22 protein-coding genes are annotated in these 24,594 nt (G+C 62.2%); 12 read left to right on the forward strand and 10 right to left on the reverse strand.

The annotated features are described in order from the left end of the window. The first annotated feature begins 223 nt into the window (after nucleotides 1-223). Nucleotides 224-556: a hypothetical protein gene (locus B9A97_RS18585; protein ID WP_084367053.1), complete on the forward strand. Its 333-nt coding sequence runs from the start codon at nucleotides 224-226 to the stop codon at nucleotides 554-556. A gap of 32 nt (nucleotides 557-588) precedes the next feature. Here the strand turns inward: B9A97_RS18585 and B9A97_RS18590 are convergent, their stop codons facing one another. From B9A97_RS18590 to B9A97_RS18615, 6 genes are all read right to left on the reverse strand, one after another. Further along, on the reverse strand, nucleotides 589-1,497 hold the full coding sequence (locus B9A97_RS18590; protein ID WP_084366946.1) for a LysR substrate-binding domain-containing protein: 909 nt from the start codon (nucleotides 1,495-1,497) through the stop codon (nucleotides 589-591). Nucleotides 1,498-1,800: 303 nt separating this feature from the next. After that, entirely contained in the window at nucleotides 1,801-2,598 is a 798-nt protein-coding gene (gene xdhC, locus B9A97_RS18595; protein ID WP_084366948.1) for a xanthine dehydrogenase accessory protein XdhC, read from the reverse strand. Between the two features lie 283 nt (nucleotides 2,599-2,881). After that, complete coding sequence (locus tag B9A97_RS18600) at nucleotides 2,882-3,250, reverse strand: endonuclease domain-containing protein (protein WP_084366950.1); 369 nt, start codon at nucleotides 3,248-3,250, stop codon at nucleotides 2,882-2,884. A gap of 15 nt (nucleotides 3,251-3,265) precedes the next feature. Then, on the reverse strand, nucleotides 3,266-5,605 hold the full coding sequence (gene xdhB / locus B9A97_RS18605) for a xanthine dehydrogenase molybdopterin binding subunit (protein ID WP_084366952.1): 2,340 nt from the start codon (nucleotides 5,603-5,605) through the stop codon (nucleotides 3,266-3,268). Nucleotides 5,606-5,926: 321 nt separating this feature from the next. Beyond that, on the reverse strand, nucleotides 5,927-7,396 hold the full coding sequence (gene xdhA, locus B9A97_RS18610; protein ID WP_084366954.1) for a xanthine dehydrogenase small subunit: 1,470 nt from the start codon (nucleotides 7,394-7,396) through the stop codon (nucleotides 5,927-5,929). 62 nt (nucleotides 7,397-7,458) lie between these two features. After that, nucleotides 7,459-8,232, reverse strand: a complete 774-nt coding sequence (locus tag B9A97_RS18615) for a 3-hydroxybutyrate dehydrogenase (RefSeq protein ID WP_084366956.1) — start codon at nucleotides 8,230-8,232, stop codon at nucleotides 7,459-7,461. A 251-nt stretch (nucleotides 8,233-8,483) separates the two neighbouring features. Here B9A97_RS18615 and glpK point away from each other — a divergent pair, with 251 nt between their 5' ends. From glpK to map, 4 genes are all read left to right on the forward strand, one after another. Further along, a complete protein-coding gene (glpK, locus tag B9A97_RS18620; RefSeq protein ID WP_084366958.1) occupies nucleotides 8,484-9,977 on the forward strand; it encodes a glycerol kinase GlpK in 1,494 nt (497 codons plus the stop codon). 58 nt (nucleotides 9,978-10,035) lie between these two features. Then, entirely contained in the window at nucleotides 10,036-10,344 is a 309-nt protein-coding gene (locus B9A97_RS18625; RefSeq protein WP_244564285.1) for a type II toxin-antitoxin system Phd/YefM family antitoxin, read from the forward strand. A 306-nt stretch (nucleotides 10,345-10,650) separates the two neighbouring features. Further along, nucleotides 10,651-11,685, forward strand: a complete 1,035-nt coding sequence (locus B9A97_RS18635; RefSeq protein WP_084366963.1) for an LLM class flavin-dependent oxidoreductase — start codon at nucleotides 10,651-10,653, stop codon at nucleotides 11,683-11,685. An 83-nt stretch (nucleotides 11,686-11,768) separates the two neighbouring features. Beyond that, nucleotides 11,769-12,518 (forward strand): type I methionyl aminopeptidase, encoded by a 750-nt coding sequence (gene map / locus B9A97_RS18640; protein WP_084366965.1) that lies wholly within the window; start codon nucleotides 11,769-11,771, stop codon nucleotides 12,516-12,518. Between the two features lie 23 nt (nucleotides 12,519-12,541). Here map and B9A97_RS18645 read toward each other — a convergent pair whose 3' ends face one another. Beyond that, on the reverse strand, nucleotides 12,542-12,772 hold the full coding sequence (locus B9A97_RS18645) for a hypothetical protein (protein WP_084366967.1): 231 nt from the start codon (nucleotides 12,770-12,772) through the stop codon (nucleotides 12,542-12,544). 209 nt (nucleotides 12,773-12,981) lie between these two features. Between B9A97_RS18645 and B9A97_RS18650 the strand changes: the two genes are divergently transcribed. Further along, on the forward strand, nucleotides 12,982-14,169 hold the full coding sequence (locus B9A97_RS18650; RefSeq protein WP_084366969.1) for a YbfB/YjiJ family MFS transporter: 1,188 nt from the start codon (nucleotides 12,982-12,984) through the stop codon (nucleotides 14,167-14,169). A gap of 214 nt (nucleotides 14,170-14,383) precedes the next feature. Further along, nucleotides 14,384-15,664, forward strand: a complete 1,281-nt coding sequence (gene sbmA / locus B9A97_RS18655; RefSeq protein WP_084366971.1) for a peptide antibiotic transporter SbmA — start codon at nucleotides 14,384-14,386, stop codon at nucleotides 15,662-15,664. A gap of 96 nt (nucleotides 15,665-15,760) precedes the next feature. Here sbmA and B9A97_RS18660 read toward each other — a convergent pair whose 3' ends face one another. Continuing rightward, nucleotides 15,761-16,795 carry a polysaccharide deacetylase family protein gene (locus B9A97_RS18660; protein ID WP_143530584.1) on the reverse strand — a complete coding sequence of 345 codons (1,035 nt, stop codon included), beginning with the start codon at nucleotides 16,793-16,795 and terminating at the stop codon, nucleotides 15,761-15,763. A gap of 180 nt (nucleotides 16,796-16,975) precedes the next feature. Between B9A97_RS18660 and B9A97_RS18665 the strand changes: the two genes are divergently transcribed. From B9A97_RS18665 to der, 3 genes are all read left to right on the forward strand, one after another. Further along, the gene (locus B9A97_RS18665) at nucleotides 16,976-17,563 is read left to right on the forward strand and encodes an NnrU family protein (RefSeq protein ID WP_084366973.1); all 588 of its coding nucleotides are present in this window, start codon (nucleotides 16,976-16,978) and stop codon (nucleotides 17,561-17,563) included. A 139-nt stretch (nucleotides 17,564-17,702) separates the two neighbouring features. Further along, nucleotides 17,703-18,374 carry a tetratricopeptide repeat protein gene (locus tag B9A97_RS18670; RefSeq protein WP_084366975.1) on the forward strand — a complete coding sequence of 224 codons (672 nt, stop codon included), beginning with the start codon at nucleotides 17,703-17,705 and terminating at the stop codon, nucleotides 18,372-18,374. 51 nt (nucleotides 18,375-18,425) lie between these two features. Beyond that, nucleotides 18,426-19,847: a ribosome biogenesis GTPase Der gene (gene der / locus B9A97_RS18675; protein ID WP_084366977.1), complete on the forward strand. Its 1,422-nt coding sequence runs from the start codon at nucleotides 18,426-18,428 to the stop codon at nucleotides 19,845-19,847. A 2-nt stretch (nucleotides 19,848-19,849) separates the two neighbouring features. Here the strand turns inward: der and B9A97_RS18680 are convergent, their stop codons facing one another. Together B9A97_RS18680 and B9A97_RS18685 are read right to left on the reverse strand one after the other, a co-directional pair. Continuing rightward, nucleotides 19,850-20,941 (reverse strand): glycosyltransferase family 4 protein, encoded by a 1,092-nt coding sequence (locus tag B9A97_RS18680; RefSeq protein ID WP_210189716.1) that lies wholly within the window; start codon nucleotides 20,939-20,941, stop codon nucleotides 19,850-19,852. 198 nt (nucleotides 20,942-21,139) lie between these two features. Then, nucleotides 21,140-22,144, reverse strand: coding sequence for an Ldh family oxidoreductase (locus B9A97_RS18685; RefSeq protein WP_143530586.1), 1,005 nt, complete (start codon nucleotides 22,142-22,144; stop codon nucleotides 21,140-21,142). 316 nt (nucleotides 22,145-22,460) lie between these two features. Between B9A97_RS18685 and B9A97_RS18690 the strand changes: the two genes are divergently transcribed. Next, nucleotides 22,461-24,125: a beta-galactosidase BglA gene (locus B9A97_RS18690; RefSeq protein ID WP_084366979.1), complete on the forward strand. Its 1,665-nt coding sequence runs from the start codon at nucleotides 22,461-22,463 to the stop codon at nucleotides 24,123-24,125. Nucleotides 24,126-24,129: 4 nt separating this feature from the next. Further along, nucleotides 24,130-24,585, forward strand: a complete 456-nt coding sequence (gene aac(6') / locus B9A97_RS18695) for an aminoglycoside 6'-N-acetyltransferase (RefSeq protein WP_084366981.1) — start codon at nucleotides 24,130-24,132, stop codon at nucleotides 24,583-24,585. Nucleotides 24,586-24,594: the final 9 nt, after the last annotated feature.

Here is a 24,594-nt window from a genome sequence, read left to right on the forward strand (position 1 = left end):
TCTTCCCCCCAACGCCGTACCTTGCAAAAACTTTGAACGGAAGGAAAGGGGACTTTGAGCCCATGCGGAAATTTGTGCGAGGCTTGTGTGCGCTGCAAAAGACCACCCCTCATTTCCTGCATTGGTGCTAATATGACGGTTCTGTTACATTTCGTCTGCAATGCCGCCGGAAGTGGTGGTCAGCGTCGAAACCGGCGGCTTTTTTCCCACTGGAGATCAGCCGATGCGCATTTTCCTCACAGGCGTTCTGGTTGCGTATGCGTCTTATGCTCATGCCCATGATGCTCACAGTGGTTGGCGCTACGAGGCCTTCTGCTGCAATGGCGACGATCATACTGGTGACTGCCAGATGATTCCCGCGGATAGTGTTAAGATCATTCAGGGCGGCTACCAGCTCTCGCTCGGGCCCGGCGACCACCGGCTGGTCACCAAGGATCATGTCTTCAGTTTCCCGCAAAGCAATGCGCGCCGTTCGCAGGACAGCGAGTATCACCTCTGCCTGTTTCCCGATGAAAACACCCCGCGCTGCTTCTACGCGCCGGATATGTCCTTCTGACACGTCGGCCGCCTTGATCAGGGCATGATGTCTTAGCCTGTATTTTGACGGTTCAGCGGTGGCAGCGTGTCGAGCAGCCATTGACGGAATGCCCTGATCTTCGGGGCGTTTCGCCGGGACTGAGGATAGACAAGCCAATAGGTGTTTTCGTCCGTCCAGCTCAAATCGAAGGGCTGGATCAGCCGGCCCGATGCCAGTTCGTCCTGGACAAAGAAGGGGCTGAGCATGGCCACGCCATGGCCCGACAGGGCCGTTGCCGCCTCCATATCCAGCGCGCCGCCCGCATCGAGCCGACGGGCCGTGTGGCTTGATGCATCGACGCCCGCCGCCTCGAACCATACGCGCCAGCGGTCGTCGTCGGTGATCCATGGCAGCTTCAGCAGGTCGGCAGGCTCGCGCACGCCGCCGATACTCTCTGCCAGGACAGGGCTCAGCATCGGCGTGTAGGCAAGCCGCAGGATCGGATGGCTTTCCAGTCCCGGCCAGGTCGGGCCGACGCCAATGCGGATGGCGACGTCTGCCGGCTCCCGGGCAAAGTCGGTCAGCTTCGTGCCGCGCAGCAGCCTCACAGCGATATGGGGATGCTTGAGCTGGAAGGCGCCGAGATGTCGCGCCAGCCAATGTGAAGCGAAGGTCGGCGTCGAATGCACCTCCAGCACCTCGTCGGCATTGCGCCGCGCCAACGCGACCGCCTCGCGCAGCAGTTCGAAGCCTTCCGTCGTCTTGGGCAGCATGCGCTCCCCGGTCTCCGTCAGCAAGATCTGGCGCGTCTGGCGCAGGAACAGCGGCTCGCCGATATTCTCTTCCAGCAGCTTCAACTGATAGCTCACCGCCGTCTGGGTCATGCCCAGCTCTTCACCGGCGCGGGTGAAGCTGCCATTGCGTGCCACGGCCTCGAACACCCGGAGCGCATTCAACGGGAACTGTTTCGCCAGCTTCATACATAAGCTCTCTTTATGGGTGCAGACGGATATTCCGTTGGAACGCCGCGGGGTTTGACGGCATTCTAGCCTCAAAGAATACGGCAGGAAACACCCAAATGAACCAGATATTAACCATTCCGGACGCCCCGCCGGTGCGGCGGGGACGGCTGCCGCAACATTTGCGGTCTTTATTGCAGGCGCTGATCTCGCGGCTCGGTTCAGCGCGTTTTGGCGGAGATGTATACGCCCCCAGCCTGCCGGATGACCTCAAGCGGGATGTCGGTTTGGAGGGAGACGGTCCACGGCGCGGCGGTGGCGCGCTCAGCGCGTCGTGGCCTGAAGGCAAAGAAGTTCGGCGGCTACGAGGGCTGCTATAACCTCGGGTCGCTTGTCCCGAAGCAGCGATCCGCCGATGGGCAGCACCAGCCTGTTGATCATCAAGGCGTCATGCCCCTCGCGCGCCAGCCAGTGGGCAAAGGTGGCGCGCTTGGTGGCCGAACCGATCATGCCGACATAGGCGAGATCGTCGCGCAGCAGCGCCCGCTCGGCGATCAGGAAATCCAGCGCGTGGTCATGGGTAAGGATGACAACCGCGCCGCCCGAGGCGATGCCTGCCACCTCCGCCTCTGGCATGGCGACGTGGCGAAAGCTGATGGTGTCGGGCAGCTGCGAGAGGTCGATCTCCCGGCTTTCGATCAGTGTGACCCTGAATGGCAGTGGAGACAGCGCCCTGGCCAGCGCCAGGCCCACATGCCCCCCGCCGAAAAGCACCACCTCGCGAAACCCCTCCCGTTCCCCGGCTTCGCGGCTCACAAGATGCTGGGCGAGATCAGCGTCGACGGTGGCAAAGCGCAGGACGGTGCGACCGCCGCAACACTGGCCAATCTCGGGACCGAGCGGGATGTCGAGTTCGTCGGCCAGCACCTCGCCCCGCAGCATGCCCCGTGCGTGGTCGATGGCCATGAACTCCAACTGCCCACCCCCGATCGTGCCCCAGATGGCCTCGTCAGCGACAATCATCACCGTCCCGGCGTCCCGCGGGGTGGAGCCCCGGGCGGCGGTGACTTCGACTGACACCGAGGTTGGGTGGGTGGCGAGGAATTGGGCTAGGGTGGTCATGACGGGATGCTCCCCACAACTCTTCGGTGCGGAGTACCCCCCTCTGTCCTGCCGGACATCTCCCCCTCAAGGGGGGAGATCGGATTGCCGCACCGCCTCTGCCACACATAGATGTCTTTCAAGCCGAAGCGAGGCTGCGCAGGAGACACGGTTTCAGGGTAGGCGAGCGCTATCGGCTGAGTCGATCTCCCCCCTTGGGGGGGAGATGTCCGCGTTTCGATGTAATCGAAAGAGGACAGAGGGGGGTATCCGGTCCTGAGCACGAGAGTATGGCAGGCGCCGTTCACGGATGTGACTCCCCAATCAACCGCAGTATATGCGTACAAACCTCATCCAGACGATGTAAAACGTCCTCATTGGTGATCCGCAAAACCGTCCAGCCTAGCTCTGTCAGTTTCCTATCCCGCAAGCCGTCCCGTTCTATCTGCTGGTCATGGCTATGGCTTTCGCCGTCAATCTCCACGACAAGCTGATGTTGCTGGCACGCGAAATCAACGATGTAGCCCGCAATCGGCATCTGCCGGCGGAAGCTAAGTCCCTGCAACCGATGCGCACGGACCGCATTCCAGAACCGCAATTCCGATTCGGGCAGCGCGTTGCGCATCCGCCTGGCATGTCCACGATTGCGTTCGGGCACCTCGAAATGCGGCATGAAGGCGCTCCCGGTTCAAACATCTCCCTTCAACCGCTCCACCGCCATCAGCACCCGTTCGGGCGTGGCCGGTGCGTCGAGCCTGGGGCAGATCTTGTAGTCGGCGACGGAGGCGACGGCCATGGAGAGGGCTTCCAGCACCGAGATCGCCAGCATGAAGGGTGGTTCGCCGACGGCCTTGGAGCGGCCGATGGTGGGTTCGGCATTGCTGGACCAGTCCACCAGGCGCGTGTTGAAGATCTTCGGCCGGTCTGACGCGAGCGGGATCTTGTAGGTGGAGGGCGCGTGCGTGCGCAGCCGGCCCTTGGTATCCCACCACAATTCTTCGGTGGTCAGCCAGCCCATGCCCTGGACGAAGCCGCCTTCGATCTGGCCGATATCGATGGCCGGGTTGAGCGAGCGGCCAACATCGTGGAGGATGTCGGTGCGGTCCATCAGATATTCGCCGGTCAGCGTGTCGATCGAGACTTCCGAGCAGGCCGCGCCATAGGCGTAATAGTAGAAGGGCGTGCCGCGGCCGGCGGCGCGATCCCAATGGATCTTCGGCGTCTTGTAGAAGCCAGCGGCCGAGAGCTGCACGCGGCCGAAATAGGCGTGGCGCACGAATTCCGGGAAGGGCATTTCGTCCGCCCCGATCCGTACCCGGTTCGGCAGGAATTCGATCTCTGAGGCTGGGACGCCGTAGCGTTCGGCGGCCCACGCCATCAGCCGCTCCTTGATCTGGCGGGCAGCATCGAAAGCGGCCATGCCGTTCAGGTCGGTGCCGGAGGAGGCGGCCGTTGCCGAGGTGTTCGGTACCTTGCCGGTCGTGGTGGCGGTGATCTTGACCTTCTCGACATCCACCTGGAAGCAATCGGCAATGACCTGCGCCACCTTGGTGTAGAGGCCCTGGCCCATTTCCGTGCCGCCATGGTTCAGGTGGATGGAGCCGTCCTGGTAGACATGGACCAGTGCACCGGCCTGGTTGAAGGCGGTCAGCGTGAAGGATATGCCGAACTTCACCGGCGTGAGCGCGATGCCCTTCTTGATCACCCGGCTATTGGCATTGAAATCGATGATGGCGCGGCGACGGGCTTGGTAGTCGCAGGAGCTTTCCAACTCCTCCACCACCCGGGCGATGATGTTGTCCTCCACCTGCTGGTGATAGGGGGTCACATCCCGGCCGGAGCCTTTTTCGCCGTAGAAATTGGCCTTGCGGATCTCAAGGGGATCCTTGCCCAAGGCATAGGCAATGTCTTCGATGATCCGTTCAGCACCCAGCATGCCCTGGGGACCGCCAAAGCCACGATAAGCTGTATTGGAAACCGTGTGGGTCTTCAGCGGCTGGGAGGTCAGCTTCACATGCGGGTAGAAATAGCTCGAATCCGCATGAAACAGGGCGCGGTCGGTGACCGGGCCGGACAGATCGGCCGAATAGCCGCAGCGGGCGGCGAAATTGGCCTTGACCGCATGAATACGGCCATCAGCCTCGTAGGCGACGTCGTAATCGACAACGAAATCATGGCGCTTGCCGGTCGCCACCATGTCCTCGTCCCGGTCGGGGCGGAATTTCACGGCGCGGTTCAGCTTCTTGGCGGCCAGTGCGGCCAGCGCCGCGAACTGATTGCCCTGGGTTTCCTTGCCGCCGAAGCCGCCGCCCATGCGCCGCACATTGACGGTGATGGCATGGCTTGGCGTGTTGAGCACATGGCCAACGATATGCTGCACTTCCGATGGGTGCTGGGTGGAGGACCAGACAGCCACGTCGTCGTCCTCGCCGGGAATGGCAAGCGCGATATGGCTTTCGAGATAAAAATGCTCTTGCCCGCCGATACGCATGCGACCCGTCAGCCGGTGCGCGGCCTTGTCGAGTTCCGACTCCGGCTCGCCGCGCTCCAACTTCATGCCGGAGGTGACCAGGGGCGCGCCGTTTTCCAGCGCGCCATCGACGTCGAGCCAGTGCGGCAGGTCGGCGTATTCTATCTTTGCCAGCCGGGCGGCCTTGCGCGCAATCTCGCGGGTCTCGGCGATCACGGCAAAGATCGGTTGGCCGTGGAACTGCATCTTTTTGTCGGCTAACAATGGCTCGTCGTGGTGACCGCCTGAGGAAACGTCATTGACGCCCGGAACATCCGCGCCTGTCAACACGCAGACCACGCCGGGATAGGCGCGGACGGCTGAGAGATCGATCGAGACGATATCGGCATGGGCGCGCTCCGAAAGACCGAGCGCGCCATGCAGCAGGCCCGCGGGCTCCGGCATGTCGTCGATATATTCGGCCGAGCCCGCCACATGCTTGTGCGCGGAATCATGCTTCAGCGAGGCATGCATGGGACCATTGATGTATTTGTAGAGTTCGTAGCTGGCCTTATCCATGGTTCACGCTCCGGGTGTCGTTTACCCCCCTCTGTCCTGCCGGCGTTCGGCACTGCAATCGATTCACTGGATCGATTGCTCGGCTTCGCCGACCGTGTCTCACCCCCCACAAGGGGGGAGATCGATCCGCGGATCGCGCTCGCTTCTCCCTCATTTGAAAGAGTTGTCGGTCATCTCGTTCGGTGAAGACATGAGACGCGATCCCGACCCCGAGGATATAGATTGAGCGGGCGCGCCCATCCGATCTCCCCCCTTGAGGGGGAGATGTCCGGCAGGACAGAGGGGGGTATGCCTGTGTGAGCGCTTGAATATCTACCACCATCATGCCTCCTCCAGCGCAAAACGCTTCAGTTCCTGCGGATTGCCGGATGTCTCCAGGAAGAACCGGGTGAGCAGGTTCTTGGCGGTGAGCGAGCGATACTCCGCCGTCGCGCGCCAGTCGGTGAGAGGGGTGAAATCCCGGTCGAAGGCGTCGCGGACCTCGGTTACGGTCGCCTCGGTCCAGGGCTTGCCATAGAGCGCTGCCTCGACTTCCCGGGCACGCTTGGGTGTCGCCGCCATACCGCCGAAGGCGATGTGGATGGTTTCGACACGGTTGTCCTGGTCGAGACCCAGCAGGAACGCGCCGCACAGGGCGGAAATATCCTCGTCCCGCCGTTTGGAGATCTTGTAGACCTGAAAATGCTGGCCGTCTTCTGGCCGCGGCACGAAGATGCTCTCGACGAATTCGCCTTCGCGGCGGTCCTGCTTGCCATAGGCAATGAAGTAGTCCTGCAAGGGCAGGGTGCGCGGCCCCTCGACGGAGCGCAGCGTCAGGCCGGCGCCAAGCGCGATCAGCGCCGGCGGCATGTCGCCGATGGGGGAGCCGTTGGCGATATTGCCGCCGATCGTGCCCATGTTGCGCACCTGCTGGCCGCCGATGCGGGTGATCAGGCGCCCCAAGGCCGGAATTTCCTGGCGAAGCACATCGAATGCGGCGGCATAGCTGACGCCCGCGCCGATCGTGATGCCGTCTTCCGTGACCGTGATGCGCTGCAATTCGCTGAGATGGTTGATGAACACGACCGGGTTCAACTCGCGCATCTGCTTCGTGACCCACAGGCCTACGTCTGTTGCGCCGGCGACGACGGTCGCGTTGGGTTCTTCGGCCAGCACATCCGCGAGTGCTGCAACGGTGCCCGGAATGATCAGCCGCTGCTCGCCCTTGGAGATGACGATCGTGTCGCCGCCCTGCATGGCAAACAGTTTTGCGGAGATCTCACCGCGTTCGCGCTCCAGCGGATCGAACAGGGCGGACGGCCTGATGGCGCCCACCTGTTCGGCGGCCTTAACGATAGGCTCATAGCCGGTGCAGCGACAGAGATTACCTTGAAGCGCGCGCTCGATTTTCGCGCGGCTGGGCCTCTCGCTGGTGAGCCAAAGCCCGTAGAGCGACATGACGAAACCCGGCGTGCAGAAGCCGCATTGCGAGCCGTGACAGTCCACCATCGCCTGTTGCACTGGATGCAGGCTGCCATCCTTGGCGGCCAGATGCTCGACGGTGACGATATGGGTGGCGTTCAGCGAGCCAAGGAAACGGATACAGGCGTTTACGGTCTCATAGGCCAGCTTGCCATCCACCAGACGCCCGACCAGCACCGTGCAGGCGCCGCAGTCTCCCTCGGCACAGCCTTCCTTGGTGCCGACAAGCCGGCGGCGCAGGCGCAGGAAGTCCAGCAGCGTTTCGGTCGGTCCGACATCCCCAAGCACGACGTCTTCGCCATTCAGGATGAAACGGATGCGGTCAGTCATCTCGGGCCTTCTTCTTGCTTTTGTGCGGCATGCCGCATCAGGTTCTTCTTCGGCTAAAGAGTTTATTGGGCCGTCCAACCGCCATCAACAGAGATATGCGTGCCGGTGATCTGCTTTGCCGCGTCGCTGGCCAGAAACAGCGCGATGGCTGCCACTTCGTCGATGGCCACGAATTCCTTGGTGGCCTGCAGCCGCAGCATCACGTCGGTCTTGACCTGTTCTTCCGAAATGCCGCGGGCCTTGGCCGTATCGGGTATCTGCTGCTCGACCAGCGGCGTCAGCACATAGCCCGGGCAGATCGCGTTCACCGTCACGCCGAATTCCGCCAGTTCCAGCGCCGCGGATTTCGTCAGGCCCATGATGCCATGCTTGGCCGCGACATAGGCCGCCTTGAAGGGCGAGGCGACCAGCGCATGGGCCGAGGCGACATTGATGATCCGGCCTGCCTTTTTGGCCTTCATCGCCGGGATTGCTGCCTTCATGGTATGAAAGGAACTGGTCAGATTGATGGCGATGATCCGGTCCCATTTGTCGGTCGGGAAATCTTCCACGGGCGAGACATGCTGGATGCCGGCATTGTTGACCAGCACGTCGACCATGCCGAATTCGCGCGCGGCGGTTGCCATAAGGTCAGCGATCTCGTCCGGCTTGGTCATGTCGGCGCCGTGATAGATTGACCGGCCGCCATGGCTCGACAATTCCTTGGTGATCGCCTCGATCTCGTCAAGCGGTCCGAAGCCGTTGATGACGACATTGGCGCCATCGGCGGCAAAGGCTTTCGCAATGCCGAGCCCGATGCCCGATGTGGAACCGGTGACGACGACTGTTCTTGGCATGATGCATCTCTCCCGCATGAAAGGCCGACGTTCTGCTGCGTCGCAATAGATAGCGCAGGTTATGCCCAAAGAAGCTGATGTGGCAATCGGCATTTTGGTGTCCGCCCTGTTGCCTTGAAGGCAACCCCGGAGGCTTGAAGCCAACGGTTGACACCTCAGGCAGACGCCTGATTTCCTTTTGACAAAGCTTTTCGGCTTGTATTGAACTTCAGCCTAACGAAAAGACACTGAACGCTTCGGGAGGATTTGCGATGGGTGGATATGTGCTGGCCATCGACCAGGGAACGACGTCGAGCCGGGCGATCGTGTTTGACGCCAAGATGCGCGTCGCTGGCTCCGGCCAGAAGGAGTTTCCGCAGATCTTCCCCAAATCCGGCTGGGTGGAGCATGATCCCGAGGCCATCTGGGAAAGCGTGGTCTGGTCGATCAAGGAAGCGCTGAAGAAGGCCGGTATCGAAGCATCGGAGCTGTCGGCCATCGGCATCACCAACCAGCGGGAAACCGTCGTGGTCTGGGAGCGCGAGAGCGGCAAGGCGATCCAGAATGCCATCGTCTGGCAGGACCGCCGCACGGCTTCCTATTGCGAGAAGCTGAAGCGCCAGAATCTCGAGCGCATCTTCACCAAGAAGACCGGCCTGTTGCTCGATCCCTATTTCTCCGGCACCAAGCTGTCCTGGATGCTGGCCAATGTGAAGGGGGCCCGCGCCCGCGCGGCCAAGGGTGAACTCTGCTTCGGCACCATCGACAGCTTCCTGATCTGGCGCCTGACCGGCGGCAAGAGCTTCGTGACCGACGCCACCAATGCCTCGCGCACGCTGCTGTTCAACATCTCGACGCAGGAATGGGATGACGAACTGCTGGAGATCTTGCGCGTGCCCGCAACCATGCTGCCGGAGGTCAAGGATTGCTCCGCTGATTTCGGCGTGACGGACGCGTCAGTGCTTGGCGCCGAAGTGCCGATCCTCGGTGTGGCCGGCGACCAGCAGGCAGCGACCATCGGCCAGGCCTGCTTCCAGCCCGGCATGCTGAAATCCACTTATGGTACCGGCTGCTTTGCGCTCCTCAATACCGGCGAGGACATGGTGCGGTCCAAGAACCGGCTGCTGACGACCATCGCCTACCGGCTGGATGGCAAGGTGACCTATGCGCTTGAGGGATCGATCTTCATTGCCGGCGCTGCCGTCCAATGGCTGCGTGATGGCTTGAAGGTTATCTCCAGTGCGTCGGAAACCGGGAAGCTGGCTGCATCGGCCGATCCCAACCAGGAGGTCTATATGGTGCCGGCCTTTACCGGGCTTGGCGCGCCCTGGTGGGATCCGGAAGCGCGGGGCGCCATCTATGGCCTGACCCGCAGCTCCGGCCCGGCGGAATTCGCCCGCGCGGCGCTCGAAGCCGTGTGCTACCAGACGCGCGACCTGCTCGATGCCATGCACAAGGACTGGAAGAACGACGGCGAGGACACGGTGCTACGCGTCGATGGCGGCATGGTTGCCTCGGACTGGACCATGCAGCGGCTCGCCGACCTGATCGATGCGCCTGTCGACCGGCCTGAGATTCTCGAGACCACCGCGCTTGGTGCCGCCTGGCTGGCGGGCAGCCGTGCCGGTGTGTGGCCCAACATGCAGGGCTTCGCCGATGCCTGGGCGCGCGACCGCCGCTTTGAGCCCGAGATGGACTACAAAACACGGGCCAACAAGATCAAGGGCTGGAAGGACGCAGTCCGCCGGACTTTGACGACCGGGTGATGCCGATTGGCGGTGTCGTCCCTATGGTGTAGTATTGCTGCGACATGGAGGGATGCCGATGACAGTCATGACCTCACGCGAGTTCAGCGAAGACGTGGAAAAAGCCAAGGATGCCGCCCTTGACGGCCCTGTTATCATCGTGGACCGGGGCCGGGAAGCCTATGTGTTGATGACGGCGGAGGAGTTTCGCCAGGGGCGGCATGTTGGGGGTCCGAGGCCATCTGGAGCGGCGTCTTCTGTGGCTGGAAGACGAAAGACAATTGCCGAGTTGCTCAGTTCCCCCGAGATCGCCGAGATTGAGTTCGACCTGCCGGAGCGCACAATGGACAATCAGCGCCCCCTTCCTGATTTCTCCGATGACACCTGATGTACCTGGTGGATACCAACGTCATTTCCGACATCAGGAAGGTCACGCGGGGGACCTGCGACCCTTCACGTCCCAAACCCGATGCAGCACATTGATGCGTGGATTGCCGCGACCGCGCTTGTGCATGACCTTGTTGTCGTGACCCGCAACATCAAGGATTTTCAGCAGAGCGGTGTGAAGTTGCTCAACCCCTGGGATTTCACGCGCCAATAGGAAACACACTGTTCCACTGTCACCGATAGGCTTTCCGGCCCTGGCGCATTATGTGTCTTCCTGACTGGAACACATCCCCGACAGGAAGCCACAATGGAACTTGGTCTTTACACATTCGCCGATATCGATCCTGCCTCCACCAACAAGGGGGCGGCGGGCGCGCAGCGTATGCGCGAGCTGATTGCCGAGATCGAATTGGCCGACCAGGTCGGGCTCGATGTCTTCGGGCTGGGCGAGCATCACCGCCCAGACTATATCGCCTCGTCGCCGGCGACGATCCTGGCGGCAGCGGCGGTCAAGACCAAGAATATCAGGCTCACCAGCGCCGTTTCGGTGTTGAGTTCTGATGATCCGGTGAGGGTGTTCCAGCAGTATTCCACGCTCGATCTTCTCTCCAACGGGCGGGCCGAGATCATGGCCGGGCGCGGGTCGTTCATCGAGAGTTTCCCGCTGTTTGGCTATGATCTCGATGACTATGACAAGCTGTTCGACGAGAAGCTGCAGCTGTTGATGGCCCTGCGGGACAATGAAAAAGTCACGTGGTCGGGCGAGACGCGGGCGGCCATTCCGGGTCTTCCCGTTTATCCGCGTCCGCTGCAGGATCCGCTGCCGCTGTGGATCGCCGTTGGCGGCACGCCGAATTCGGTGGCGCGGGCGGCCTATTTCGGGCTGCCGCTGGCACTTGCGATCATCGGTGGCGAGCCGCGCCGGTTCGCCCCGCTGTTCCAGCTTTATCGTGATACGGCTAAGAAGGTGGGCCGCGATCCGGCGACGCTGAAGACCTCCATCAATGTGCATGGTTTCGTCTCCGACACTACCGAAAAGGCCGCCGACATCTTCTACGGTCCGCAGGCCGAGGTGATGAACCGCATCGGCCGGGAGCGCGGCTGGGGGCCGACGAACCGCGGCCAGTTCGACGCCTCGCGCGGTCCGACCGGCGCCATCTTCCTTGGCGACCCGGAAACGCTGGCGGAAAAGATCGTGGCGCATCACCAGATCTTCAAGAATGATCGCTTCCTGATCCAGATGGCGATCGGTCTCGTGCCGCATCTGGAACTGATGCGCGCCATCGAGCTTTACGGTACGAAAGTCGCGCCCTTGGTCAGAAAGGCGTTGACGGCGGCCTGAAACGGGGCGAAAGCGGGCAAACACAAGAGATACGGCAATGCAGGACCCTGTCCACGGTTCGGCTTCAGCCTGATGGGACAGACATGGTCATTTCCAACGACGACGAACTGACGAAGCTGAAGGAGATCGGCCGGATCTGCGCTCGGGCGCTGGACCGCATGGCCGCCTCCCTTGAGCCCGGGATCACCACCCGCGAGCTCGACATGATCGGACGCAAGATGCTGGAAGATGCTGGCGCCCGCTCGGCACCCGAGCTTTGCTACCAGTTTCCCGGCGCGACCTGCATCAGCGTCAACGAAGAAGTGGCCCATGGCATCCCCGGCGATCGGGTGATCGGCGCGGGCGATCTCGTCAATATCGACGTATCGGCGGAGAAGGACGGTTTCTTCTCCGACATGGGTGCCTCATTCACCGTGCCGCCGGTCACGCCGAAGCTTGCAAAGCTCACTCGCGACGGCAAGCGGGCGCTGTGGGTGGGGCTGAACCAGGTGAAGGCCGGCCAGCCGCTGGCCGGCATCGGCAATGCCATCGGCGCCTTTGCCCGGAAAAACCGCTATACGCTGATCACCAATCTCGCCAGCCACGGTGTCGGACGATCCCTGCATGAGGAACCGACCGAGCTTTCGACCTGGCCTGATCCGGAAGAGGATCGCATCATGCAGGATGGTCTCGTCTTCACAATCGAGCCATTCCTGTCACTTGGCGGACATTTCGCCGAAGATGGTGACGACCCGTGGACGCTTTACAGCGAGCCGCGGGCGCCGACCGTGCAGTTCGAACATACCGTTGTCGCGACCCGCAACGGACCGCTGGTGCTGACGCTGGCCGATTGAGGCAAGTTCAGCTGGCCACCTGCTTATGCCGAGAAGCTGACGGCCACGCCGCGCTTCTTGAAATAGGACTGCATCATCTTGCGGCCCTGGCGGTTGGACTGGGCGAGCTTGGACGGCTCGAACACGGCCTCCTTCACGCCTTCCCGAGCCATGGCTGCCTTCAGCGCGGCGATATGGCGGTCAATCTCTTCGTTGTCGTTGTTGATCGACGCATAGATGTTGTCGATGGCCTGGGCCAGGGTGAGGTCGCTCATGGGGCACTCCTTGAAATTGTCTCCTTCCACTAGCGATTTTTGCCGCGGGGGCAAGCGGTCGATTGGCTGCTGTAGTCGATGACAACAGCGATCGTGGGTGCGGCGGCGCCATGATTGCCGGCCACTGAGCAGCGCGCATTCCGTTTTGTGAAGCCTGCCATCAGAATAACTTGTTTGCTGGGATCCTTTTGCAATGCGATAAGCCCCGGATGAATGCAAAGCCTGCCACTGATGTCAGACTGCTGCCTACGGCGATTGCAGGTGCCATCGCCATGGCGTCGGCCATGGGGTTTGGGCGCTTCTCATTTACGCCGATCCTGCCGGGCATGATGGATGGGTTGCCGCTGTCGTCTTCGGATGCAGGTCTGATCGCGGCGGGCAATTTCGCGGGCTATCTCGCCGGTGCAGTGCTCGGTGCTTATGGCTGGGCCACCGGGCGGGAGCGGCTTGTCGGGCTTGCGGCGCTGCTGGCCACGGCGCTCCTGCAATTGGCCATGGGGGTGACATCGACCGTCTGGCTGTTCATCGCCATCCGGTTTCTGGCCGGTGTCGCCAGTGCCTTTGCCATGATCTTCATCTCATCCATCGTGCTGGGTCATGCCAGCGCGCGCGGCCGGGCCGGGGATGATGCTCAGTCCACCCATTTTGGCGGCGTCGGGCTCGGCATAGCGCTGTCTGCGCTCGTGGTCGTCACGCTCGGTTCGATCCTGGGTCCTGGGGATTCGACCTGGCGGACGGAATGGTTTGCCGGCGGTCTGGTCAGTCTGGTCATGCTCGTGGTCGTATGGTGGCTTCTGCCCCCTTCGCCGCCTCGGTCCTCCCAGCCCACCCGGGAGCCGCCGCTCGAGTGGGGACGTCCGGTGGTGTTGACCACCTTGTCCTACGGCTTGTTCGGCTTCGGCTATGTCATCACTGCTACCTTTGTTGTGACCATGGCGCGCATGGGCAATGCCGGTCCCTGGGTCGAATTCCTCACCTGGTTCCTGGCGGGATTGGCCGCCTCCGTGTCGATCTTCGCCTGGCGGCCGCTGATGCTGCGGTTCGGTCTTCAGGGCGTCTTCGTGGCGGGTCTCCTGGTCGAGGCGGCCGGTGTGCTGGCCTCTGCGGTTCTGCCGCTGCCCTATGCGCCACTGGTGGGCGGTGTTTTGCTCGGCGCGACCTTCATGATGATCACCGCCTATGGCCTCAGGATCGGCCGGGCGCTGTCGCCGGCAAGCCCGCGGCGGGCACTGGCCTTCATGACAGCGGCTTTCGGGCTGGGGCAGATCCTCGGCCCGTTGGTGGCTGGCGCTCTTGCCGAGACCACCGGCAGCTTCGCGCTTCCCTCCGTGGTCGCGGCATTGGTTCTTCTTGCCGCTGTCGTGGTGTTTCTGCCCGTCTATCGGCGCATCCCTTGAAATCCCCTGATATTGCCGCGGCGCAGCAACTTGCCTGTGCGTAGACCATTACAATCCCGTAACAATCCCGCAGGGGCATTGCTGGCCACACAGTTCTGCCCTAGTTTCGCGTCAACACGGCCTGCGTCGAACACTCATCAGCATTTTGCTCGCGCAAATCTGATGGGGCGTCGACCCCCATAAAACAGGTTACCCTGCCAAGAAAGTTGACCCGGTGTTCCATTCTTTCTTCCCCCGACCCAAACTGTTCTTCATTTCAGCCTTCGTCTGGAGCGCCATCTGCATCCTTGTCTGGTATAGCGTCGGTCCTGAACTGGGGGCGGCTGTCGGCCTGCCACCGCTTGCCGAGGGCGAACAGCCGCCACTCGGTCTGGCCTTCTTCGTGTCGCCAGACAACATCTGGTTCTATCTTTACTTCACAATCTTCGTTCTGATCTTCGGTGGCGTCTGGAAGCTGCTCGACCGAAACCATCCCTGGTCGAATTGGTCGATCTGGGGCTCGGCCTTCATCATCTTCATCGCCTATTTTTCGGTGCAGATTTCCGTGGCGGTCAACAATTGGCGCGGGCCGTTCTTCGACCTGTTTCAGAATGCGCTGGCCAAGCAGCCGGGCATCACGGCAGATCAGTTCTACTCTCTCCAGCTTCGGTTTCTTGAGATCGGCCTGGTGTCCGTTGCGCTCAACGTCATCATCGCCTTCTTCACCAGCCACTACGTGTTTCGCTGGCGCACGGCGATGAACGACTTCTACCTGTCGAACTGGAGCAAGCTGCGCCATATCGAAGGTGCCTCGCAGCGTGTGCAGGAAGACACGATGCGCTTCGCCTCCATCGTCGAAAGCCTGGCCGTGGTGCTGATCAATTCGATCATGACGCTGGTGGTGTTCTTGCCGCTTCTGTTCCGGATGTCTGCGAATATTACAGAACTGCCAATCCTCGGCGCCATTCCGCACTCGCTGTTCTGGCTCGCTTTGCTCTGGTCGCTGTTCGGCACGGTGCTTCTCGCAGTCGTCGGCATCAAGCTGCCCGGCCTGCAGTTCCGCAACCAGCGCGTCGAGGCCGCCTTCCGTAAAGAACTGGTCTATGGCGAGGACAATGCCGATCGCGCCAAGCCGCTCACGATGGCGGAGTTGTTCAGCAATGTGCGGAAGAACTATTTCCGCATGTATTGGCACTACTGCTATTTCAACGTCGCTCGCTACACCTTCGGCCAGCTGGACGCACTCATCCTGACCTTCATGCTGATCCCCACGATCGTCGCCGCCAAGATCACCATGGGCATCTGGCAACAGATCGCCACCGCCTTCGGCCAGGTCAGCGACAGCTTGCAGTATCTCGTCAACTCCTGGTCGACGATCATCGAGCTCCTGTCGATCCGCAAGCGTCTGGTGGCCTTCGAAGCCGCCATTGATGATGAGCCGCTGCCGGAGATCGACCAGCGCTATCTTGAGCGCGAAGCCGCCGGTGGCGAGCTTGAGGCGGACCGCCCTTACTAAGGGTTGCGGCTGACCATCGATGGGCAGAAACAGATGCCGAGGACATGAAGCCTCGGCATTTTCTTTATTCGCTAGCCAGATAGCTTTTCGATGAGGTCAAAGACCCGAAGACTGCTGCTCCCGATCGTCGGGGCGCAGCCGGTTCAACGCCTCGGCATAGCTGACGCAGGCAACGTCGGGCTTGTGGCAGACCTCGTCCAGCAGGCGCTCCATCGCCCGCCAATAGGCGCCGCCGTTCATTTCCACGAAGTGAAAACCGAGTTGCAGCGGCACGCGGCTGCCGTCATACTCCCGGTCGAAGGCCTGGCGGAAGGCGTCGTAGCTGCGGGCTTCGAATTCCGCGCTGCGCGAGGGGTTTTCGACGGCGAGGGAATGGCGGACGAACAGGTTATAGTCCATGGCGATGATCGGGCGGTTCTTCGGCCCCTCAGGGATCAGCGGCAGGCCGAAGCTGGCGATCTTGCCGCTGGTATCGACCGGCGTGGGTCCGCGCACCACCTGGCTTGCGTCATAGGCCAACCCCTTGGCCCGCTGCGCCGTCGACAGCGCCTGGCTTTGCGAGAGATAGGGCGCGCGGAAACCGGAAATCCCGTTATCCACCAGGTCCGCCCAGCCTTGCGGCTCCTGGTCTGCCACGCCGTTTGCCGCCCAGGCACCCTTCAACACCCGGTCGAAGTTTTGGAACTCCTGCAGCCAGTCGGCGCTGGTCCAGTCCTTGCCGTCAAAATGGCCGCAACCGTGATTGGCGATTTCGTGGCCTTCCAGATGGGCCTGCCAGATGTGGTTGAGGCGGATGGCGGCGTCCTCGGCCGTGGGCGCAAATCCGACATTGGAACGACCCGTTTTGACACCCGGCCCCTTGTAGCTGTCGCGGGCGGCACGTTCGATCAGATGGGTGCAGGAGAGAAAATAGGTGAACCGGGCGCCCGTGCGCTTGGCTATCTCGCGGCTTCTTTCCCACAGCCGGTTGTCAGCGGCGCCATCAAAGGAGACGATCACGAGCTGTTTCGCGCGGTCGGCTGCCTCTCCTGCCTGCGGCTCCTCGGCAAGGCTCTGTGCCGCTGGTGCGAGATGAGCGAGGAGCGCAAACGGCAACACCGCGCGACGGGACAAAAAACAAGAACGCAACATGACTTTCCTTCAGATTCCGTCAGGACATGCCACCAAAATGCGGCGAAGCTTTGGAACCAGCTTCGCTTCCGTCTGGGGCAACAGATGGAAATCGGGAAGCCGCGACATCGGGAATGGTTCCCATAAGCGGTCGCTTGCTTTAATCCATCGTTAGCAATTCTCTTTCATGGGACCCACGACATGACCATCCTGATCATTGGGATCATTCTTTTTCTCGGCACGCATCTCCTGCGCGTGTTCGTTCCTGGCCTGCGTGACGCCATGGTGGCGCGGCTGGGGCTTGGCGGCTGGCGCGGCTTGCATTCGGTGCTGAGCCTCGTCACGCTTGCCATCCTGATCTATGGCTATTCGGTTGCCCCCGTCATCAATCTCTATTTTCCGCCCGTCTGGACGGCGCATCTGGCATTGACCCTGATGCTGCTGGCGATGATCTGTCTTGTGGCGGCCCTGATTCCGGCGGGCCATATCGCTACCAAGACCAAGCATCCCATGGTGTTGTCGGTGAAGATCTGGGCGCTGGCGCATCTGCTCGCCAATGGCGACCTGGCCTCGGTCATCCTGTTCGTGGCATTCCTGGCCTGGGGCGTGGTGCTCAGGATTTCGCTGAAGCGGCGCCAGCGCACGGGCGAGGTGACGCTCCGTCCCTTCGTTTCGGCGCGCTATGATATCGCCGCGATCGGCCTCGGCGTCATCGTCTGGTTGGCCTTCATCCTCAAGCTGCACGAACTTTTGATCGGCGTCGCACCGCTGCCGGCGATGAGCATGTAAGCCCTTCAAGGGACTGAAATCGCGAAATAGCGCGTGGACGGCAAAGGAGTCGATAGAACCGGTTCCATTTCAGCGCAAAAGGCTCTAGAAGGCCGCTCACGCAATTGCCGCAGACGGGCCGTCCGGGCCGGAGATGGACATGGTAGACGAAAACGACAGCTTTATCCGCGAAGTCAACGAAGAACTCAGGTCCGACCAGCTCAAGAGCGTGTGGAAGCGCTTTGGCCGCCTGGTGATTGCGCTGGCGGTTCTGGTCGTCGTGGGAACCGTGGCGCATCGCGGCTATGTCTACTGGCGTGAAGATTCGGCCTCTCAGTCCGGCGACCAGTTCCTGGCGGCGCTGAAGCTGTCTGACGAGGGCAAACAGGACGAGGCGATTGCCGCCCTTGCCCAGCTGGAAAAGGAAGGCCATGGCGCCTATCCGGTGCTCGCCCGGCTTCGCACCGCCACGGCCCAGGCCGAGAAGGGCGAGACGCAGGCTGCCATCGACGGCTTCACCGCCGTCGGCGCCGATACCAAGGTTCCCTCGGTGTTGCGCGACGTGGCGCGGATGCGGGCGGGATGGCTGCTGATCGACGCCGGTACCTATGAGCAGGTTTCCGCCCAGGTGGAAGTCCTGACCGTGCCGGCCTCCAGCCTGCGCCATTCGGCCCGCGAGGCGCTGGGTCTCGCCGCCTACAAGGCCGGCGATATGGCGAAGGCCCGCGGCTGGTTTACCCAGATCACCGAGGATGCCGAAGCGCCCCGCAATGTGACCAACCGCGCGCAGATGATGCTCGACAACATCGCCGCCACCGGCAAGGCGCCCTGAGCGCCCTGAACCAAGCGCGCAAAGACGCGCAGAACAAGAAAGCAGGAGCCTATGAGCTTCACCGTTGCCATAGTCGGACGCCCCAATGTGGGCAAATCGACGCTTTTCAACCGGCTTGTCGGCAAGAAGCTGGCGCTTGTCGATGACACGCCGGGCGTGACGCGCGACCGCCGTCCGGGCGAGGCGAAGCTCATCGACCTGCGCTTCACCATCATCGATACTGCCGGCCTCGAAGAGGCGGGTCCCGACACGCTGGAAGGCCGGATGCGCGCGCAGACGGAAGCGGCGATCGACGAGGCCGACCTGACGCTCTTCGTGGTCGATGCCAAATTCGGCCTGACGCCGCTCGACAAGACCTTTGGCGAATTGCTCCGCCGCAGCGGCAAGCCTGTCGTGCTCGTGGCCAACAAGTCCGAGGCGCGCGGCTCCGACGGCGGTTTCTACGATGCTTTCACCCTTGGCCTGGGCGAACCGGTGCCGATCTCCGCCGAACATGGTGGCGGCATGCTAGACCTGCGCGATGCGATCGTCGCGGCGATCGGCGAGGAGCGTGCCTTTCCGGAACCCGATGATGTCGCCGAGACGGATGTATCCGTCTCCTTCGACGGCGAGATGGAAGACGACGAGGCCGAGCCCGCCTATGACGAGACCAAGCCCCTGCGCGTGGCAATCGTCGGGCGACCCAATGCCGGCAAGTCGACGCTGATCAACCGCTTCCTTGGCGAAGACCGGCTGCTGACCGGCCCGGAGGCGGGGATTACCCGCGATTCCATCTCCGTCGAATGGGACTGGCGCGGTCGTACCATCAAGATGTTCGATACGGCTGGCATGCGCCGCAAGGCCAAGGTGACCGAGAAGCTGGAAAAGCTCTCTGTTGCCGATGGCTTGCGCGCCATCCGCTTCGCCGAAACCGTTGTTATCGTTTTCGATGCGACGATCCCGTTCGAGAAGCAGGACCTGCAGATCGTCGATCTCGTGCTGCGTGAAGGCCGCGCGGCGGTGCTCGCCTTCAACAAGTGGGATCTGGTCGAGGATGCCCAGGCCTTCCTCGCGGATCTCCGGGAAAAGACCGAGCGGCTTCTGCCCCAGGCGCGCGGCATCCGCGCCGTGCCGATTTCCGGCCAGACCGGCTACGGCCTGGACAAGCTTATGCAGTCGATCATCGATACGGATCGGGTCTGGAACAAGCGCATCTCGACCGCCCGTCTCAATCGCTGGCTCGATTCGGCGACGACACAGCATCCGCCACCGGCCGCATCTGGCCGTCGCGTGAAGCTCAAATATATGACGCAGGTCAAGGCCCGTCCTCCGGCCTTCATGATTTCCTGCACCCGTCCGGATGCTCTGCCGGAATCCTATATCCGCTATCTGACGAACGGCTTGCGCAGCGATTTCGACATGCCGGGCGTGCCGATCCGCATCCACTTCAAGGCGGGCGAAAACCCGTTTGAAGGACGCAAGCGCAACCGCTGAGTTCAGGTCTCAGTCTTCGGTTTGCGCCGCAGCCGATAGCGCAGGGAGCGGCGCTTTTCGGCGCGTGCCTCTACCACATTATTGAGGAACTGCTGGGTCGCGGCGCGCCAGGAATAGGTTTCAGCCAGCGTCCTTGCGGCTTGAGGCGAGGCATCAAGCGCCTGCAGGCAGGCCTGGCGCAGGTCTTCATGCAAGGCGCCGGCCTTGCCGTCCGCCGGCAAAATGTCGACCGGTCCCGTGACCGGAAACGCGGCGACCGGAACGCCTGATGCGAGCGCTTCCAGGATCGTGTTTCCGAATGTATCCGTCTTCGACGGGAAGACGAAGACATCGGCTTGCGCATAGGCGTTTGCCAGATCCTCGCCGAGCTTCAGGCCCGTAAAGTGCACATCCGGGTAGCGCGCCTGCAACTCGGCACGGTCGGGGCCATCGCCGACGACGACCTTGGATCCGGGAAGATCAAGGTCGAGGAAGGCGGGCAGGTTCTTCTCCACCGCCACGCGCCCGACTGTCATGAAGATCGGACGCGGAAGTCCGAAAGGCTTGTCTTCCTTCAGACGGGGCCGGAAGTGGCTGACATCGATCCCGCGGCTCCAGAGCCGGAGATTTTTCAGGCCGACAGCCTGGAGTTCCCGCCGCAGGCTTTCTGTTGCCACCATGCAGGTGCCACCGCGGTTGTGGAACCAGCGGACATAGGCATAGAGCCAGGACAGCGGCACCGGCATGCGGGCCGCGACATATTCGGGAAAGCGGGTGTGATAGGTGGTCGAGAAGGGCATGCCCTTCTTCAGGCACCAGCGGCGTGCCATCAGGCCGAGTGGACCTTCGGTCGCGATATGCACATAGTCCGGCTTCTGCTGTTCGATCATCCGCCCGACCTGCCAGGGCATGGCGAGCGAGAGGCGGATTTCCGGATAGGTCGGCATGGGGATGCTGGCAAAGGGGGCGGGCGTCACCATCGACACCTCCACGCCCATCGCCGCCAATTCCCGGTTGGTGTTCTCGATGGAGCGCACCACGCCGTTCACCTGGGGATGCCAGGCATCGGTAATGACGGTAAGCCGCTGAGCCCGGTGTGAGGCTCCCTGTGCCACATGCGCAGATTCCAGCGGGCGCAGCCGGCGACGCAGATCCGGAAACAGCCGCCGTACGCCTTCGTTCCTGGTTCGACAATCGAAGATGACCGCCACGCTATTCTTCCCGGCCCCATGAAGATGCCGGTCGAGTCTCACCGGCGCCTCCGGTCTTATGTGGTGGGTCTATGACAGCGTGATGTCAAACCGGGCAAAACCTCAGGAACCCGCCGCAGCAACGATCCGGGCGATGGTTTCGGGCGCGATGTTGATCCCCGACCGGCTGGCGGCGCGGGCGGCGTTGCCCTTGGCCTCGCCGGGGATGTGGAGCCCGTTGCTGGCGAGGCGGCGCAGATGCCGGTCCAGCCTTGGGGCAAAATCCTGGTCGAGCAAAGCGGGGGTGATGGCGATGACGATCATGCCGACGGCCGGTCGTGCCGATCCCTGCACCTGGCTTTCGACATCGGCCGACCAATTGGCCTTGCCGAGACCGGCGGCCATGACTTCGACCATCAAGGCGATATTGGCGCCACGATTGCCGCCAAAGGCCAGGAGAGCGCCTTTCAGCGCCTTGGCCGCATCTGTGGTCGGCTTGCCGTCGGCATCGACGGCCCATCCCGGCGGCAATGCCTCGCCGCGTTCGGCGGCGCGCCGCACCGAGACCGGGCTCGTGCGGCTGCTTGCCTGGTCGATCAGGAGTGGTGGCCCGCTGCCGCGCGGTGCTGCGAATGCAATGGGGTTTGCTCCGAAGACCGGCCCGCGGGCGCTGCCGGCCGTCATCAGCCCAGCGCCGTTGGCCGCGGCAAAGGCTGCAAATCCGGCCTTGGCCAGTCGAAGCGGATAATAGCCCAGTTCGCCGGCACTGAAGGCGCCGTGCAGCGACAGCAGCGCGATGCCAAAGGTGGCCGCGCGCGTCGTGAGTTCGTCGAAGGCGCGGTCGAAGCCCAGTTGCGCAATGCCGCCGCGTGCATCCACCTGCAGCAGGGCCGGTGCGGGGAAGCTGAGCTCGGGCTGCGCATAGCCGTTGAGGCGTCCTTCGCGCAGCGCCATCAGATAATCCGGCAAGTGGTCCAGCCCGACGGCCTTGTTGCCAGAGCCTTCTGCAGACAGAATGGCGCGAACAAGGGAATGACAGGTGTCGAGACTTGCGCCAGCCGAGAAGCATGCATCGAACACAAGCTTTTCGACTTCGTCCATTTCCATGCGCACGGTGGGATCGCTCATCCGATCACTCCGCTCATGCAGTCAGGGCAGATTGTGGAGAGGCGCATGGGCATGCCGGGTCAAGGACACAGAGCGCGTGTAGGACGGGCATTCCAAGGCATGCACAATTCCTCCGATGGCCGATGCTCGTTACCCGTCTGACTTTGTCAGATCAGGCTTGCTGAATGCGGCATCGCTATGACCATAGTCATCTATGTATAGCCGCGCTTTTGTGGACGTCAACGTCAACGTCAATCTGGCAACCGCCGCGGAACGCGCGTTTACTGACTTCAGCAACAAAGCTAAACAATGATTCTGATCTCAGAAGGAGTTGATGATGGCCAGCAAACGCCCCTCTCAGCCGCAAGCCAAGGCAACAAGCGGAGAATGGTGGCGCGGCGCCGTCATTTATCAAGTCTATCCACGATCATTTCAGGACACTGATGGCGACGGCATCGGCGATCTCAAGGGGATCACCGAGCGGCTGCCCTATATCGCCTCGCTGGGCGTCGATGCCATCTGGTTATCGCCGTTTTTCACATCGCCCATGGCCGACATGGGTTACGACGTTTCCGACTATTGCAATGTCGATCCGATGTTCGGCAGCCTTGCCGATTTCGACGAGATGCTCGCTGCCGCCCACAAGCTCGGCCTCAAGATCATCATCGACCAGGTGATTTCCCATACCTCCGACCAGCATCCCTGGTTCAAGGAATCCCGCTCGAGCCGCAACAATGACAAGGCGGACTGGTATGTCTGGGCTGCACCAAAGCCCGATGGCAACGCGCCTAACAACTGGCTCTCGGTGTTCGGCGGCCCCGCCTGGGAATGGGACGGGGTGCGCAAGCAGTATTACATGCACAACTTCCTGGCATCTCAGCCCGATCTCAACTTCCACAATCCGCAGGTTCAGGCTGCCTTGCTGGACAGCGTGAAGTTCTGGTTGGATCGCGGCGTGGACGGTTTCCGGCTCGATACCGTCAACTATTATTTTCACGACAAGGAGTTGCGGGACAATCCCCCGCAATTGCGGGACGACGATGCGCCGGGCCTCGACGCGCCCGACGTCAATCCCTACGGCATGCAGCATCACCTCTATGACAAGACCCAGCCGGAAAATATCGGCTTCCTCAAGCGGTTCCGGGCACTGCTCGACAGCTATGAGGGGCGCACGACCGTGGGCGAGGTCGGCGACGGAGCCCGGTCGCTGAAGACAACAGCGGAATATACCAGCGGCGGCGACAAGCTGCATATGTGCTATACTTTCGACCTGCTCGGTCCGCTGTTTACCCCCACCCATATCCGCAGCTGCGTCACGGCATTCCAGAAGATGGTTACCGATGGCTGGGTGTGCTGGGCATTTTCCAATCACGACGTGGTGCGTCATGTCAGCCGCTTCATCGAGGGGGAGGAGGAGCGCGAAGAGGTGGCAAAGCTCGCCGTGACCGTGCTTGCCACCCTCAGGGGATCGATCTGCCTCTATCAGGGCGAAGAACTGGGTCTGCCCGAGGCGGATCTCGCCTTCGAAGACCTGCGCGATCCCTATGGCATTCGCTTCTGGCCGGCCTTCAAGGGGCGAGACGGATGCCGCACGCCGATGGTGTGGAGCGAGGGCTTGGACCATGCCGGCTTTACCACCGGCAAACCCTGGCTGCCGGTCCAGCCTCTGCACCGCGCCTTGTCGGTGGACGGGCAGGAAGCAAGCGGGCAGTCGGTTCTTGCCCATTACCGCGCGGTGCTGGCCTTCCGCGCCGGCCATGCATGCCTGCGGGACGGCGACATGACCTTCATCGACACCAATGAGGATGTCCTGGCCTTCATCCGGCAGAAGGGGGAGGAAAGGCTGTTGTTCGTGTTCAATCTCCGGCGCGGTCCGCAATCCCTCGATCTGCCGACCCATCTCGTCGTCAAGGAACAGCTTGAGCTACCGGGCTGCAAGGGCGCGCTGGACGATGGTACGATCCGCCTTGAGGCTCTCGACGGGTTCTGCGGCAGGCTGTGAGACTATGACCACGGTGACTATGATCATGATGGCGCGCAAACCGCATGTCGACGGCTGGTGTCGGCTGCGGGCGCAGCTATGGCCAGAGACGTCGGAGGCTGACCACCGACGCGAAATCGGCGAGATGCTGCTGGCGCCCGATCGGCTCGCCGGCTTCGTGGCGCTCGCGCCGAACGGCTCTGTTGCGGGTTTCGCCGAGGCAAGCCTGCGCCATGACTATGTCAACGGCTGCGACACCTCGCCGGTCGCCTTCCTGGAAGGCATCTTCGTGGAAGAAGACTACCGGCGAAACGGCATCGCCCGCGACCTCGTGCATGCGGTGCAGGACTGGGGGAGGGCCCACGGCGTGACCGAACTCGCCTCCGATGCCGACATCATGAACGACGCCTCGATCACCATGCACGGCGCGCTGGGCTTTGAGGAAACGGAGCGTGTCGTCTATTTCCGGAAAGCCATATAGAGCGCGCGG

The sequence above is a fragment of the Rhizobium sp. RU36D genome, assembly GCF_900176345.1.
Taxonomy (GTDB): domain Bacteria; phylum Pseudomonadota; class Alphaproteobacteria; order Rhizobiales; family Rhizobiaceae; genus Allorhizobium.

What these genes read in the sequence shown, in the direction of transcription:
- B9A97_RS18670 (WP_084366975.1), top strand. Translation starts at nt 17,703, where the DNA reads ATGGTAGACGAAAACGACAGCTTTATCCGCGAAGTCAACGAAGAACTC.
- B9A97_RS18650 (WP_084366969.1), top strand. Translation starts at nt 12,982, where the DNA reads ATGAATGCAAAGCCTGCCACTGATGTCAGACTGCTGCCTACGGCGATT.
- der (WP_084366977.1), top strand. Translation starts at nt 18,426, where the DNA reads ATGAGCTTCACCGTTGCCATAGTCGGACGCCCCAATGTGGGCAAATCG.
- map (WP_084366965.1), top strand. Translation starts at nt 11,769, where the DNA reads ATGGTCATTTCCAACGACGACGAACTGACGAAGCTGAAGGAGATCGGC.
- B9A97_RS18600 (WP_084366950.1), bottom strand. Translation starts at nt 3,250, where the DNA reads ATGCCGCATTTCGAGGTGCCCGAACGCAATCGTGGACATGCCAGGCGG.
- B9A97_RS18625 (WP_244564285.1), top strand. Translation starts at nt 10,036, where the DNA reads ATGACAGTCATGACCTCACGCGAGTTCAGCGAAGACGTGGAAAAAGCC.
- xdhA (WP_084366954.1), bottom strand. Translation starts at nt 7,396, where the DNA reads ATGACTGACCGCATCCGTTTCATCCTGAATGGCGAAGACGTCGTGCTT.
- xdhC (WP_084366948.1), bottom strand. Translation starts at nt 2,598, where the DNA reads ATGACCACCCTAGCCCAATTCCTCGCCACCCACCCAACCTCGGTGTCA.
- B9A97_RS18660 (WP_143530584.1), bottom strand. Translation starts at nt 16,795, where the DNA reads ATGTTGCGTTCTTGTTTTTTGTCCCGTCGCGCGGTGTTGCCGTTTGCG.
- B9A97_RS18645 (WP_084366967.1), bottom strand. Translation starts at nt 12,772, where the DNA reads ATGAGCGACCTCACCCTGGCCCAGGCCATCGACAACATCTATGCGTCG.
- B9A97_RS18615 (WP_084366956.1), bottom strand. Translation starts at nt 8,232, where the DNA reads ATGCCAAGAACAGTCGTCGTCACCGGTTCCACATCGGGCATCGGGCTC.
- B9A97_RS18665 (WP_084366973.1), top strand. Translation starts at nt 16,976, where the DNA reads ATGACCATCCTGATCATTGGGATCATTCTTTTTCTCGGCACGCATCTC.
- B9A97_RS18685 (WP_143530586.1), bottom strand. Translation starts at nt 22,144, where the DNA reads ATGAGCGATCCCACCGTGCGCATGGAAATGGACGAAGTCGAAAAGCTT.
- B9A97_RS18690 (WP_084366979.1), top strand. Translation starts at nt 22,461, where the DNA reads ATGGCCAGCAAACGCCCCTCTCAGCCGCAAGCCAAGGCAACAAGCGGA.
- glpK (WP_084366958.1), top strand. Translation starts at nt 8,484, where the DNA reads ATGGGTGGATATGTGCTGGCCATCGACCAGGGAACGACGTCGAGCCGG.
- B9A97_RS18585 (WP_084367053.1), top strand. Translation starts at nt 224, where the DNA reads ATGCGCATTTTCCTCACAGGCGTTCTGGTTGCGTATGCGTCTTATGCT.
- B9A97_RS18635 (WP_084366963.1), top strand. Translation starts at nt 10,651, where the DNA reads ATGGAACTTGGTCTTTACACATTCGCCGATATCGATCCTGCCTCCACC.
- B9A97_RS18590 (WP_084366946.1), bottom strand. Translation starts at nt 1,497, where the DNA reads ATGAAGCTGGCGAAACAGTTCCCGTTGAATGCGCTCCGGGTGTTCGAG.
- xdhB (WP_084366952.1), bottom strand. Translation starts at nt 5,605, where the DNA reads ATGGATAAGGCCAGCTACGAACTCTACAAATACATCAATGGTCCCATG.